The following is a 14,214-nucleotide window of genomic DNA, read 5'->3' on the forward strand; positions in this document are numbered from 1 at the left end:
CCGGGACGGAGCCCGCAGGCGGGTGGCGGCGCGGCCGGTTCAGCCGGGCTGGCCGGCGTCGGCCGGCGCGTCGACCTGGCGGTGCAGGTACTCCCGGATCAGCGCCTTGGCCTCGGCCAGCACCCGGTCGTCGCCCTCGGGCAGCCGGCGGAACGCCAGCTTGATCAGCGCGTCGGCCGCCTCCACGGCGATCTCGAGATGGAACCGGAGATCGGGGACGTCCAGCCCGAATCGCTCGGCGAGCACACGGGCCAACTGGTCCGCGATCACCCCGTTGTTGTCCCGCTGCTCGTCGAGCAGGTGCAGGTCGACCACGTCGCCGAAGTGCAGGGTACGGAATCCCGGAACGGTGCGGTGCATCGTGATGTACTCGTCGATGCCCGCGTCGACCCCGTCCCACCAGTGGGTCAGGTCGTCGGAGGCGAAGCGCTCGTCGAGCCGCTGGAGGTAGGACTCCATCGTGCGCAGGGTCAGCGCCTGCACGATCGCCCGCTTGTCCGGGAAGAACTGGTAGACCGACCCGATCGCCACCTCGGCACGCTCGGCGAGGAGGGTCGTGGTCAGTCCCTCGTACCCCACCTCGTCGACGAGTTCGGCGCAGGCGTCCAGCATCCGCTGGACCCGCGCGACACTTCGACCCTGCACCGGTACGCGGCGCAGCGGCCCGGCTGTGGCGGCTGGTGTGGACACTCGCCACCCCCCTTCGACGGATGAACATATCTGCACGTCACGGGTTCGTGACTACCGGTACAACGAGCAAACCTCGATTGCGGTATTTACCTGCTACAACGTTCCTGATATGAAGTCAGTTCACGTTCATGTCGAGGAGTGCGCATGGCCGGCACCGCACCGCCCACCCTGGCAGGCTGGTCCAACTGGGCCGGCAACCAACGCGCAACCGCCACCGCCATCCTGCGCCCCACCTCCCTCACCGACGTGGCCGACGCCGTACGCGCCGCCGCGACGACCGGAGCCCGGATCAGGGCGGTGGGCAGCGGCCACTCCTTCACCGGCGTCGCGGTCACCGACGGGCGGCGGATGGAACTGGCCGACCTCGACACCGGGGTACGGGTCGACGTCGATCGCCGACTGGTCACCGTACCGGCCGGGATCACCCTGCGCGCGCTCAACGATCTGCTCGCCGCCCACGGCCTGGCACTGCCCAATCTCGGCGACATCGACGCCCAGACGATCGCCGGGGCGATCTCCACCGGCACCCACGGCACCGGCGCCGGATACGGCTGCCTGTCGACGTTCGTCGAGGCGCTCACGCTCGTCACCGGCACCGGCGAGGTGCTGCGCTGCTCCGCCGACGAACACCCCGACGTGTTCGCCGCCGCCCGGGTCTCGCTGGGCGCGCTCGGGGTGCTCGTCGAGGTGACCCTGCGCTGCGTGGACGCGTTCGTACTCCTCGCCCACGAACGGCCCGCGCCGCTCGCCGCCGTGCTCGACGAACTGCCCTCGCTGGTGCGGGAGCACGACCACGCCGAGTTCTACTGGTTCCCCTACACCGAGCGGGTGCAGGTCAAGACCAACGACCGGGTGCCCGCCGACGACCGGCCGCTGCCCCGGTGGCGCGGCTGGCTCGACGACGAGTTCCTGTCCAACACCGTCTTCGCCGGGGCCTGCCGGCTCGGCCGCGCCGTGCCGGCCCTCGCCCCCGGCATCAGCGCCGTCTCCGCCCGCGCGCTCACCGAGCGCCGCTACACCGGCCGCTCCGACCAGGTCTTCTGCACCCCGCGCCGGGTCCGCTTCGTGGAGATGGAGTACGCGCTGCCGCGCGACGCCCTCCGCGAGGCGCTCGACGCGCTGCGGCGGATCGTCGACGGGCTGCCGTTCAAGGTGCTCTTCCCGGTCGAGGTGCGCTTCACCGCCCCCGACGACATCTGGCTCTCCCACGGCTACGGGCGCGAATCCGCGTACGTGGCCGTCCACCAGTACGTCGGCATGCCGTACGAGCCGTACTTCCGGGCCTTCGAGCAGGTCGCCGCGAGCCTCGGCGGCCGGCCCCACTGGGGCAAGCTGCACTGGCGCGACGCGGAGTCACTCGCCCCGGCGTACCCCCGCTGGGCGGACTTCCAGGCGCTGCGCGCCCGCCTCGACCCACACCACCTCTTCACCAACCCCCACCTGACCCGCACCCTGGGCTGACCCCCACCGCCGCTCGCCGCTCGCCGGCGGCGAGCGGCGAGATCTTGGTACGAAACGGCCCTTGTGGGGGCGCGCGCGTACCAAGATCTGTCCGCCGTCCACAGGGGCGGACGCGGGCGGTACGGGGTGGGCAGAGTTCGGGTGTGGCGAGGTCTTCGAGGTCGTTGGCGGGGCTGCGGCGGGCGTTGCCGGGTGACGACGCCGACGAGCTGACCTGGTTGCTGTTCCATCAGGAAGACGTGATCAGCCTGGACCAGGCCCGGTGCCACCTGTCGCCGAAGGCGATCCGGCACCGGGTCGCCACCCACCGTTGGCGCCAGGTGCACCGTGCCGTCTTCGTCGCCCACAACGGTCCGGTCGGTCCCGCCCAGCATCGATGGATCGCCGTGCTCGCCGCCGGGCCGGCCGCGGTGCTCGGCGGGCTCACGGCGGCCCATGCCTGGGGCCTACGCGGCTACGAGAGCCGGATCGTCGACGTGCTCCTGCCGGCCCCGCACCAGAGCCGCGCCCTGCCACCCGGCGTACGCCTGCACCGGAGCACCCTGCTCGGCGAGGAGGACGTGCTGCACGTCGGGCAGCCGCCCCGCACCATGCCTGCCCGGTCACTGGTCGACGCGGCGCAGTGGGCGGCGACTGACGAGCAGGCTCGGGCGGTCGTCGCCGCAGGCTTCCAACAGCGCCTCGTCGGCGGCGACGACCTGCACATGGTGCTGAACCGAATGCTCCGGGTCCGGCGCCGAAGCCTGATCCGACGGACCGCCGAGGACGCCGCCGGGGGCGCGCATTCCCTGGCCGAGTTGGACTTCCTCGACCTGGTGCGACGAGCGGGGCTTCCTGAGCCTTCCCGACAGGCCGTTCGACGCGACGCCGACGGGCGTCGCCGCTATCTCGACGTGTGGTTCGGGCGGTGGCGGGTGCACGTGGAGATCGACGGCGGGCAGCACCTCGACCCCGCCACCGCGTGGGCGGACATGCGCCGGCAGAACGACCTGTGGGTCGACGGCGACCGGGTGCTCCGTTTCCCCGCCTGGGCGGTACGCAACGACCCTCGAACGGTCCTCGCCCAGGTCAGAGCAGCCCTGCGAGCCGCCGGTTGGACGGGCTCGCCCTGACCCGGCGCCGGCAAGCTGCGCCGGATCTTGGTACGAACACGCCCTCCGAGGGGCGCGGTCGTACCAAGATCTCTTGCGGCAGCAGTTGCCGACGAGCGGTGGTCGCTCAGTCGGGGCTGGTGGTGGCCTTTCTGGGGGCCGCCTTCTTCGCCGGGGCCTTCCTGGCCGTGGTGGCCTTGGCCGTCGTGGTCTTCTTCGCGACCGTCGACTTGGTCGCCGCGGCCGTCTTCTTCGCCGCCGTGGCCTTCTTGGCCGGCGCCTTCTTCGCGGGCGCCTTCTTCGCGGCGGTCTTCTTCGGCACCGGCCCCTTCGCCCGCTTCTCGGCGAGCATCTCGGAGGCCTCCTCGATGCTCAGCGCCTCCGGGGTCTGGCCGCGCCGCAGCGACGCGTTGGTCTCGCCGTCGGTCACGTACGGGCCGAAGCGGCCGTCCTTGATGACCAGCGGCTTCTCCGTCAGCGGGTCGACGCCCATCTCCCGCAGGGGCGGCGCGGCGGCCCGACGCTGGCGGGTCTTCGGGGCGGCCAGCAGGGCCAGCGCCTCGTCCAGCGTGACGGTGAACATCTTCTCTTCGGAGTCCAGCGAGCGGAACTCGTCGCCGCGCTTGACGTACGGGCCGTAGCGGCCGTTGTTGGCGAGCACCTCGGCGCCGTCCGGGGCCACCCCGACCACCCGGGGCAGGCTGAGCAGCTTCAGCGCCTCGTCGAAGGTCAGCGAGTCCGGCGACTGCGAACGCAGCAGCGACGACTTGCGCTCGCCGCTGGCCACGTAGGGGCCGAAGCGGCCCGACTTGAGCAGGATCGGCTCGCCGGTGGCCGGGTCGTCGCCGAGCTTGCGCTCGCCCCCGCCGCCGAGGAACAGCTCGTGCACCTTCTCGGGGGTCAGCTCGTCGGGCGCCAGCCCCTCGGGGATCGGCGCCCGGTCGCCCTGGCCGCCGCCCTCCTCGCCCTCGGCGGCCGGCGCCTGCTGCTCGCCCGGCACCGCCCGCTGGAGGTACGGCCCGTAGCGGCCCACCCGCACGACGACCTCGCGGCCCTCGTCGTCGGTGAAGAGCGGGATCGAGTTGACGCTACGCGCGTCGATCTCGTTGAGGTTCTCGGTGACCAGCTTCTTCAGCCCGCCCGAGCGGGCGATGTCCTGGTCGCCGGCGCCGTTGGCGCTGCCGAAGTAGAACGCGGTGAGGAAGTCGACGGCGGCGTGGTCGCCGCCGGCGATCTCGTCCAGCTCGTTCTCCATGCTGGCGGTGAAGTCGTAGTCGATCAGGCGCGGGTAGTGCCGCTCCAGCAGGCCGATCACCGCGAACGCCAGGAAGGTCGGGATCATCGCCTGGCCGCGCTTGGTCACGTAGCCGCGGTCCTGGATGGTCTGCATGATCGACGCGTACGTCGACGGGCGGCCGATGCCCAGCTCCTCCAGGGCCTTGACCAGCGACGCCTCCGTGTAGCGCGACGGCGGCTGGGTGTGGTGGCCCTGCGCGGCCAGCTCGTCGGCGGTGAGCGGCTGGTCCTTGACCAGGTTGGGCAGGCGACGCTCGGCGTCCTCGGCCTCGGCGTTCTCGTCGTCGCTGGACTCGACGTACGCCCGCAGGAAGCCCGGGTCGGTGATGGTCTTGCCGGTCGCGCCGAAGTCGGCCTCCTCCTGCGCGGAGGAGACGGCGCGGATGCGCACCGAGACGCTGGAGCCGACGGCGTCGGTCATCTGCGAGGCGATGGTGCGCCGCCAGATCAGCTCGTAGAGCTTGAACTCCTCGGCCGACAGCTCCTTGGCCACGTCGCCCGGGGTGCGGAAGTTGTCCCCCGCCGGGCGGATCGCCTCGTGCGCCTCCTGCGCGTTCTTCACCTTGCCGGTGTAGCGGCGCGGCTCCGGCGGCACGCTGCGCTCGCCGTACAGCTCGACGATCTGCCGGCGGGCCGCCGCGATGGCGGTCTCCGACAGGTTCACCGAGTCGGTACGCATGTAGGTGATGTAGCCGTTCTCGTAGAGGCGCTGCGCGGTGCGCATCGTCTGCTGCGACGAGAACCGCAGCTTGCGGGCCGCCTCCTGCTGGAGGGTGGAGGTGATGAACGGCGCGTACGGGCGGCGGCGGTAGGGCTTCTCCTCGACCCGGGTGACCGTGAAGGGCCGGCCCTCCAGGCGGGCCGCGAGCCCCCGGGCGCCGCCGGAGTCGAGGTGCACGACGCCGGCGCCGGCCTTCACCCGGCCGGTGGTCGGCTCGAAGTCCTTGCCGGTGGCGATCCGGTCGCCGTTCAGCGCGACCAGGGTGGCGTTGAAGGTGCGCGGCCCCTCGCCGGCGTTCGCGACGGCCAGCGTGGCCAGGATGTCCCAGTATTCCGCCGTGCGGAAGGCCATCCGCTGCCGCTCGCGCTCCACCACGATCCGGGTCGCCACGGACTGCACCCGGCCCGCCGAGAGCTTCGGCATGACCTTCTTCCACAGCACGGGCGAGACCTCGTAGCCGTAGAGGCGGTCGAGGATGCGCCGGGCCTCCTGGGCGTCGACCAGGTCCCGGTCGATCTCGCGGGGGTTGGCCACCGCGGCCTGGATGGCCGGCTTGGTGATCTCGTGGAAGACCATCCGCTTGACCGGCACCTTGGGCTTGAGGGTCTCCACCAGGTGCCAGGCGATCGCCTCGCCCTCGCGGTCCTCATCCGTCGCCAGGAAGATCTCGTCGACCTCCTTGGCGAGCTTCACCAGCTTGCTGATCTGCTGCCTGCGGTCGGCGGAGACCACGTAGAGGGCGTGGAAGCCGTTGTCGACGTCCACCCCGAGGCGGGCCCAGGGCTCGCCCTTGTACTTCGCCGGCACGTCGGCGGCGTTGCGCGGGAGGTCCCGGACGTGGCCGAAGCTGGCCTCCACGACGTACCCCGGGCCGAGATAGCCCGAGATCGTCTTGGCCTTCGCCGGTGACTCGACGATGACCAGACGGGTGGTTCCAGCTTTGCTCGGCACGTCTCTCCCCGACCTCACTCCTGCTCGTAGCCACCGGCGCCCGGTTCCGGCCGCTTTCGGCCCGCCGACCCCCGGCGGTCCGGATGTCCAACGTAACGCGCCGCCCGCGTTTCGGGTTTCGCGGGCGGCAAACCGTCCCCTGGGGCGGCCTCTTCGATCCACCGGCGGCTGGGTGTGCCGGACGGCGCCACCGTACACCGTGCGTGTGCCGTCGGGCGGGACACTGTGACGATGGCGGACCCTCGGCCGAGGCGTCACCCGGCCGTTTTCTGCGAAATTGCGCACTTGCTGTCCCGCATCGGACAGGCCCGTGGGCCGTCAGGAACGGGCCGGCCAGGCCGTCGCGGGGGCGGCGGGCGGCGGGTCGCCGACCAGCTCCGCCAGGCGGGCGAGCCGCCGGCGGCCGGTGATCCGGTACGCCGGCCCGCCCTCGCCGGGCCCGAGCAGCGCCCCGGAGAGGCCGACCGCGTCGAGCGCCCCGCCGACCGGCCCCCAGCACTCCTCGTCGTCGGCGCCGAGCCCGAGCAGGAAGCCGGACGGCTCGGCGGCCCCGGCCGCGGCGAGCCAGATCCGCAGCCGCCGCCCGTTGAGGTGGAAGCCGGCGGGCGGTCGCTTGCCGGTGCCGCGCAGCCAGGCCACCGCGAGCGGCTTGAGCGTGCGCGCGTACGAGGTGCGCACCGCGTGCCGGCCGTCGGCGGTCGCCTCCCAGGTGGCCGCCACCCCGCGCAGCGCCAGCTCGGCGACGAGCACATGCACCCGCCAGGCGGCGTCGACCACGACCGAGAGCCGGGCCGTGCCGCCCATCCGGACCACCTCGCCCGGGCCGGCCAGCAGCCCGGCGAGGTCGGCGAGGGACGGGTCCGCCGCCTCCGCGCCGAAGAAGGTCAGCTGCCGGGCGGAGTCGTCGACGTCGGCCGGCGGGGGTGCGGTACGGCGGGCGGCCGGCGCGACCCGGTCCGCGGGGGCCGGGAAGAGCACGGGCAGCGCCTCGCCGCCCGCCGGGTCACCGGTCCCGCTCAGCGACACTCCGGCACCTCGTCGAAGGCGCGTTTCAACTCCTCGGAGTTGAGCCGGCTGGTGTCGAGCGCGCTGGCGTCGTACTCCTTGTTCAGGGTGTCCACGGCGGCGCGGACGCCGTCGTAGAAGGCGGTGGGCTGGCCGGTGCCGAGCCCGTCGATGGTGTCGCGGGCCCTGCCGTACGCGTCGCGCATCTTGGCCAGCGACGTGCGGAAGCCGGCGGAGACCTCCTCGCCCTGCTCGGCCTCCGGGACGCCGGCCTCCTCGACCTTGCGTCGGGCGGTCTCGCTGGCCTGCTCGGCGCCCCCGAAGAGCCGCACCAGGTTCTCCTTCGCCTGCGCCGGGGTGGTCTGGGCGGTCATCTGCTGGTCGGTGCTGCTGGTCAGCTTGCTGATCTCGGCCCGCCACGGGGTGAGCGCGGAGCAGACTGACGCCGCCCACGCCCGCGGGCTGGGGCCGCCGCCGCAGCCGGCGAGCACGAGTACGAGCGTGGCCAGGACCACCGTGAGCTTTCCGGCGGCTGCCGCCCGGCACGTGCGCATGCGTTGCAGCGTACGGCCTCTGTCGAGTCCCGGCACCGGACAGGTTTGCCGGGCGGACGGGCGGTCCCCGGCCGGCCACGCGGGCCGACCGGGGACCGGGACACCGGACGGATCAGGCGTTGACCGTCTCCGGCCGCTGGCCGGTGCTGCCCGCGCCCGAGCCGGAGTCGGAGTCGGACATCGCCACGCCCTTGCGCTTGCTGAACACCACCGCCGCGACGATGATCAGCGTCGCCACCACGGCGATCCCCACCCGCAGGGCGGTGTTCCGCTCGTCGCCCACGCTCCAGGCCACCACGGCCGGCGCGATCAGCAGCGAGACCAGGTTCATCACCTTGATCAGCGGGTTGATCGCCGGACCGGCGGTGTCCTTGAACGGGTCGCCGACGGTGTCGCCGATGACCGTGGCGGCGTGCGCCTCGGAGCCCTTGCCGCCGTACGCGCCGTCCTCGACGAGCTTCTTGGCGTTGTCCCAGGCGCCGCCGGAGTTGGACAGGAAGACCGCCATCAGCGTGCCGGCGCCGATCGCACCGGCCAGGTACGCCGCCAGCGCGCCCGGCCCGAGGCCGAAGCCCACCGCGATCGGCGCGAGGATGGCGAGCAGCCCGGGGGTGATCAGCTCGCGCTGCGCGTCCCGGGTGCAGATGTCGACGACCTTGCCGTACTCGGGGCGCTGGGTGCCGTCCATGATGCCGGGCAGTTCGCGGAACTGGCGGCGTACCTCCATCACGACCGCGCCGGCCGAGCGGGAGACCGCGTTGATGGCCAGGCCGGAGAAGAGGAACACCACCGCGGCGCCGATGATCAGGCCGACCAGGTTGCGCGGGTTCGCCACGTTCAGCGAGTTGAGGATCTCGGCGCCGACGTCGCCCACCCCCGCGTCGGAGTACGCGCTGCTCAGCGTGTCGGTGTACGAGCCGAACAGCGCCGTCGCGGCGAGCACCGCCGTGGCGATCGCGATGCCCTTGGTGATCGCCTTGGTGGTGTTGCCGACCGCGTCCAGCTCGGTGAGCGTCCGGGCGCCGTGCTCGTCGATGTCGCCGGACATCTCCGCCACGCCCTGGGCGTTGTCGGAGATCGGGCCGAAGGTGTCCATCGCGACGATCACGCCGACCGTGGTGAGCAGGCCGGTGCCGGCCAGCGCCACGGCGAACAGCGAGAGCGTGATGGAGCTGCCGCCGAGCAGGAACGCGCCGAACACGCCGGCGCCGATCAGCAGCGCCGAGTAGACCGCCGACTCCAGGCCGACGCTGATGCCGGCGAGGATGACGGTGGCGGCGCCGGTCTGCGAGCTCTTGCCGATGTCCTGCACCGGGCGCCGGTTGGTCTCGGTGAAGTAGCCGGTCAGCGCCTGGATCGCCGCCGCCAGCACGATGCCGATGACGACCGCGCCGATGGCGACCACCCGCGGGTTCTCGCTGACGTCGGTCAGCCCGCCCTCCAGCTCGGCGAAGGTGGCCGGCAGGTACGCCCACGTGGCGATCGCCACGAGCACCGCGGAGAGCACCGCCGAGATGTAGAAGGCCCGGTTGATCGCGGTCAGGCCGTTGCGGTCGGAGGCGCGCAGCCGGGTGATGAAGACGCCGACGATCGCGATGAGCACGCCGATGGTGGAGACGATCAGCGGAAAGACCAGGCCCTGCTCGCCGAACGCGGCGCGGCCGAGGATCAGCGCGGCGACCAGGGTGACCGCGTACGACTCGAAGAGGTCGGCGGCCATGCCGGCGCAGTCACCCACGTTGTCGCCCACGTTGTCGGCGATGGTCGCGGCGTTGCGCGGGTCGTCCTCGGGGATGCCCTGCTCGACCTTGCCGACCAGGTCGGCGCCGACGTCGGCGGCCTTGGTGAAGATGCCGCCGCCGACCCGCATGAACATGGCGAGCAGCGCGGCGCCGAAGCCGAAGCCCTCCAGCACGGTCGGCGCGTCGCTGCGGTAGAACAGCACGACCAGCGCGGCGCCGAAGAGGCCGAGGCCGACGGTGAGGAAGCCGACCACGCCACCCGTACGGAAGGCGATCTTCATCGCGGCCTCCCGGCCGCCCTCGCGCTCCCGGGCGGCGGCGGCCACCCGCAGGTTGGCCCGGGTGGCCAGCCACATGCCCGCGCCGCCGATGAACGCGCTGAACAGCGCGCCCACGACGAAGAATACGGACCGGCCGATCTTCACCGCCGTCTCGCTGCCGTCGGTGTCGTGCACCGGCAGCAGGAAGAGCAGCACCACGGCGACGACCACGAAGATCGCCAGGGTCCGGAACTGCCGCAGCAGATAGGCCGAGGCGCCCTCCTGGACCGCGCCGGAGATCTCCTGCATTTTGTTGGTGCCCTTGCCGGCGGCCAGCACGGCCTTCGTCAGCGCGCCGGCGAAGGCGAGCGCCACCAGCGCGATGACCGCGGCGATGACGACGTACGTGACGTTGTTTCCGGTGAGGGAGATCCCGCCGCCCTCGGCGGCCAAGGTGTCGGACATCTGTGTCCTCCTGTACCGAACGCTCGCGCCGGACGGTGGAGACGCACCGCCCGGCGCCTGGATGCGGAGTCGCAAGCGCGCGCCACCCCACCCCGGGCGGACCAGCGATGAACAACCGTTCCCGCTGGCTGCGGGATGGATCACTTGCTGACAACCCGCGTACTGTAGCCCTCCACAGTGTTGGAGGTCACACCGAGGGGGCACCCCGGGCCGATGATCTTCGTCGCTGTGTTATGAGGAAAAATCTGATATAGGAGCCCATCCATGCCAGAGAGGCCGCGCCCGGTGGGACACGGCCTCTCACGGCGTACGACGCCCTCAGCGAGGGCAATGGAAGATCAGCTCAACGGCCGACGGGCCAGACCATCCGCACCTCGGTGCCGACGCCCTCCTCGACCGGGCGGACCTGGAGGTCCTCGACGAAACCGGCCAGCAGGGCGAAGCCGACGCCGGTGGTCAGGTCGTCCTCGTTGAGCGACTCGTTGGCGAGCTGGTCGGCGTTCAGCGCGGCCAGGCCGAGACCCGCCTCGATCGGCGCGCGGTCGACGACGCGCACCGCGTACACCCCCGAGTCGGACATCTCCACGAGCACGGGCTCGGGCACGCCGTACTGGCGGTGCAGGGCGACGGCGCGGGTGCACGCCTCGCCGATGGCCAGCCGTACCTCGTCGAGCAGCTCCTCGCGGACCCCGGCCCGCCGGGCGACCGCCACCCCGACCAGGCGCGCGGTGCGTACGTGCACCGGGGCCGGCGAGAAGGAGAGCTTGACGGTGGCCATCAGACGCCGGTGCCGGCCGGGCCGGCGCCGATCGCCGCGTCGACCGTGGGATGCAGCGGGAAGACCTGGTCGAGCGCGGTGATCCGGAAGATCTTGAGCAGCGGCTCCTTGTCGCAGACCAGCGCGAACGAGCCGCCGGCCGCGCGCAGCCGCTTGAGCGCGCCGACCAGCACGCCCAGCCCGGTGGAGTCCAGGAAGTCGACCCGGCCCAGGTCGACCACGACGTGGCGGGCCCCGCCGTCGATCAGCTCGAGGAGCCGCTCCCGCAGCCGCGGCGCGGTGTAGACGTCCACCTCACCGCCGACCTCGAGCACCGTGTGCTCGCCCACGGTGCGGGTCGTCAGCGACAGCTCCATCGGTCCTCCCTCGCAAGAGCCGTAAACTCTCCTGGGCATCTAACCATCCCCGCCGGAGACCGGCTCTGCTCACCGGCGGAGGCCTCCCCATACCCCGGCCCCCCGTATTCCATCTCCGAACACCAGTGCGAGAGTGCAGGACGTGACCTCCGACCCGGCGCGCCGCAACCCGGGGCCGTCGTCCGCCGCCACCGTAGCCGCAGGTGGCGAGCTCGGGCGAACGCCGGCCGACCTGCTGGGCAGGCTGCGCGCCCGCACCGGCGCCGACCCGGTCACCCACGTCGAGCGGGTGCCGGCACGGGCCGGCGAGCCCGCCGGATGGCCGGACTGGGCGCCCGAGGAGCTACGCGCGGCGTTCGCCCGCCGCGGCGTGGTCGCGCCCTGGCGGCACCAGGCCGAGGCGGCCACCCTGGCGTACGACGGCCGGCACGTGGTGGTGGCCACCGGCACGGCGTCCGGCAAGTCCCTGGCCTACCAGCTTCCCGCCCTGGCCACCCTGCTCGGCGACCCCCGGGCCACCGTGCTCTACCTGGCGCCGACGAAGGCGCTCGCCGCCGACCAGTTGCGCGCCGTCGCCGCGCTGGAGCTGGAGGGCGTACGCCCGGCCTGCTACGACGGCGACACCCCGCGCGCCGAGCGGGAGTGGATCCGGAAGCACTCCCGGTTCGTGCTGACCAACCCGGACATGCTGCACCACGGCATCCTGCCCGGGCACGCCCAGTGGTCCGGCTTCCTGCGCCGGCTCACGTACGTCGTGATCGACGAGTGCCACACCTACCGCGGCGTCTTCGGCTCGCACGTCGCGCACGTGCTGCGCCGGTTGCGGCGGCAGTGCGCGCGGCTGCGCGGCGCGCCCGTCTTCGTGCTGGCCTCGGCCACCTCCGGCGACCCGGCGACGGCGGCCGGGCGGCTCACCGGGCTGCCCGTAACCGCCGTCACCGAGGACACCTCACCGCGCGGCGGGGTGACGTTCGCGCTCTGGGAGCCGCCGCTGCTGCCGCAGGACTCCGCCGCCGACCAGCAGGCGGACCTCACCCAGGTCCGCCGCTCGGCGCTGCGGGAGACGGCCGACCTGCTCGCCGACGCGGTCGCCGAGGGCGTACGCACGCTGGCCTTCGTGCGTTCCCGGCGCGGCGCCGAGGTGGTCGCGGCGAACGCCCGTCGCGCCCTCGACGAGGCGGTACCGGGGCTCGGCGACCGGGTGGCCGCCTACCGGGCCGGCTACCTGCGCGAGGAGCGGCGCGAACTGGAACGCGCGCTGCTGCACGGCGACCTGCTCGGCCTGGCCTCGACCAACGCGCTGGAGCTGGGCGTCGACCTGGTGGGCCTCGACGCGGTGCTCATCTGCGGGTACCCGGGCACCCGCGCCTCGCTGTGGCAGCAGGCCGGCCGGGCGGGGCGCTCCGGGCAGGAGGCCCTCGCCGTGCTGGTCGCCCGGGACGATCCGCTCGACACCTACCTCGTGCACCACCCCGAGGCGGTCTTCGGGCGCCCGGTGGAGGCCACCGTGCTCGACCCGGCCAACCCGTACGTGCTGGCCCCGCAGCTCGCCTGCGCGGCGGCCGAGGCGCCGCTGACCCCCGACGACCTGGCACTCTTCGGCGACGGGGCGAAGGAGGCGGTGGACCAGCTGGTGGCGGCCGGGGCGCTGCGGCAGCGGCCGACCGGCTGGTACTGGCGGCACCGGGAACGGCCCGAGGTGGACCTGCGCGGCGAGGGCGGCGCGCCGGTCTGCGTGGTCGAGGCGGCGACCGGGCGGCTGCTCGGCACCGTCGACGGCGGCTCCTCGCACTTCCTGCTCCACCCCGGCGCGGTCTACCTGCACCAGGGCGTCTCGTACGTGGTCGACTCGCTCGACCTGGCCGACGGCTGCGCGCTGGTGCACCCCGAGGAGCCCGACTGGTCCACCCACGCCCGCGACGTCACCTCGCTGTCGGTGGTGAGCGTGCGCTCGTACGTGGACGCCGGTCCCGTCGGGCTCTTCCTCGGCGAGGTCGACGTGACCAGCCAGGTGGTGTCGTACCAGCGGCGGCGGATCGCCACCGGCGAGGTCATCGACACCCGTCCGCTGGACCTGCCGGCCCGGGAGCTGCGTACCGTCGCGGTCTGGTTCACCCTGTCGCCGCAGTCGCTGACGGCTGCCGGCGTGGAACCCGCCGACGTACCGGGCGCGCTGCACGCCGCCGAGCACGCCGCGATCGGCCTGCTGCCGCTAACCGCGACCTGCGACCGCTGGGACATCGGCGGGCTCTCCACGGCGGTGCACCCGGACACCGAGGCCCCGACCGTCTTCGTCTACGACGGGCACCCGGGTGGGGCAGGCTTCGCCGAGCGCGCGTACGGGACGGCGGCGGCCTGGCTGCGCGCCACCCGGGACGCGATCGCGGAGTGTGGCTGCGAGGCGGGCTGCCCGTCCTGCGTGCAGTCCCCGAAGTGCGGCAACGGCAACAACCCGCTCTCCAAGCCGGACGCCGCCCGGGTGCTGGACGTGGTGCTCGCCAACCTGCCCGACGGCGTACCGGCCCCCGGCCCGTCCGAGGGCCGGCCGGGCGACCCTCCGGTTCCGGCGGGACGCGCCGCTCCGGACGACGACGCCGTCCCCGGCGCGCCGAGTAGGCCGGATGCTCGACGCGATCGGGGTGCTCCGGGGGCCCTACGCGATCCGGGGGCGCTGGGCGCTCCGGGGGCGCTGGGCGCTCCGCGCGATCCGGGCGACCCGTCCCGGCTCGCGGAGGCGGGCTCGGGGGACGTCGCCGTCCCGGGTGGTGGAAAGCAGGCATAGAACCCCTTCGCTCGGGGCAAACGAAGGCATGGGAGCGCTTCCATCGGTGCTCGCGGATCCTT

Annotated in this window: 9 protein-coding genes and 1 pseudogene; 3 read left to right on the forward strand and 7 right to left on the reverse strand. The window is 73.1% G+C overall.

The features are described from left to right. Positions 1 to 39: 39 nt before the first annotated feature. Positions 40 to 612: a TetR/AcrR family transcriptional regulator gene (locus ACTMS2_RS00365; RefSeq protein ID WP_101413816.1), complete on the reverse strand. Its 573-nt coding sequence runs from the start codon at positions 610 to 612 to the stop codon at positions 40 to 42. A gap of 222 nt (positions 613 to 834) precedes the next feature. On the opposite strand from ACTMS2_RS00365, the gene ACTMS2_RS00370 reads away from it, so the two are divergent. After that, positions 835 to 2,151: a D-arabinono-1,4-lactone oxidase gene (locus tag ACTMS2_RS00370; RefSeq protein ID WP_441173504.1), complete on the forward strand. Its 1,317-nt coding sequence runs from the start codon at positions 835 to 837 to the stop codon at positions 2,149 to 2,151. Between the two features lie 143 nt (positions 2,152 to 2,294). After that, positions 2,295 to 3,263: a DUF559 domain-containing protein gene (locus tag ACTMS2_RS00375; RefSeq protein ID WP_441173505.1), complete on the forward strand. Its 969-nt coding sequence runs from the start codon at positions 2,295 to 2,297 to the stop codon at positions 3,261 to 3,263. A gap of 106 nt (positions 3,264 to 3,369) precedes the next feature. Here ACTMS2_RS00375 and topA read toward each other — a convergent pair whose 3' ends face one another. The 6 genes from topA to ACTMS2_RS00405 all read right to left on the reverse strand — a co-directional run bounded on the left by topA (position 3,370) and on the right by ACTMS2_RS00405 (position 11,370). Further along, the gene (gene topA / locus ACTMS2_RS00380; protein WP_441173506.1) at positions 3,370 to 6,210 is read right to left on the reverse strand and encodes a type I DNA topoisomerase; all 2,841 of its coding nucleotides are present in this window, start codon (positions 6,208 to 6,210) and stop codon (positions 3,370 to 3,372) included. Between the two features lie 318 nt (positions 6,211 to 6,528). Next, a complete protein-coding gene (locus ACTMS2_RS00385; RefSeq protein WP_441173507.1) occupies positions 6,529 to 7,236 on the reverse strand; it encodes a hypothetical protein in 708 nt (235 codons plus the stop codon). After that, positions 7,227 to 7,769, reverse strand: a complete 543-nt coding sequence (locus tag ACTMS2_RS00390) for a hypothetical protein (RefSeq protein WP_441173508.1) — start codon at positions 7,767 to 7,769, stop codon at positions 7,227 to 7,229. Before ACTMS2_RS00390 ends, ACTMS2_RS00385 begins: the two co-directional genes overlap by 10 nt. A gap of 112 nt (positions 7,770 to 7,881) precedes the next feature. Continuing rightward, the gene (locus ACTMS2_RS00395; RefSeq protein WP_441173509.1) at positions 7,882 to 10,236 is read right to left on the reverse strand and encodes a sodium-translocating pyrophosphatase; all 2,355 of its coding nucleotides are present in this window, start codon (positions 10,234 to 10,236) and stop codon (positions 7,882 to 7,884) included. A gap of 343 nt (positions 10,237 to 10,579) precedes the next feature. Next, positions 10,580 to 11,014 (reverse strand): ATP-binding protein, encoded by a 435-nt coding sequence (locus tag ACTMS2_RS00400; protein ID WP_089002396.1) that lies wholly within the window; start codon positions 11,012 to 11,014, stop codon positions 10,580 to 10,582. Beyond that, entirely contained in the window at positions 11,014 to 11,370 is a 357-nt protein-coding gene (locus tag ACTMS2_RS00405) for an STAS domain-containing protein (RefSeq protein ID WP_089002397.1), read from the reverse strand. Before ACTMS2_RS00405 ends, ACTMS2_RS00400 begins: the two co-directional genes overlap by 1 nt. Positions 11,371 to 11,512: 142 nt before the next feature. On the opposite strand from ACTMS2_RS00405, the pseudogene ACTMS2_RS00410 reads away from it, so the two are divergent. Next, positions 11,513 to 13,885, forward strand: a pseudogene (locus tag ACTMS2_RS00410) (DEAD/DEAH box helicase); the annotation flags it as partial. Between the last annotated feature and the right edge of the window lie 329 nt (positions 13,886 to 14,214).

The organism is Micromonospora sp. SD12 (assembly GCF_052068495.1).
Lineage (GTDB): Bacteria > Actinomycetota > Actinomycetes > Mycobacteriales > Micromonosporaceae > Micromonospora > Micromonospora echinofusca.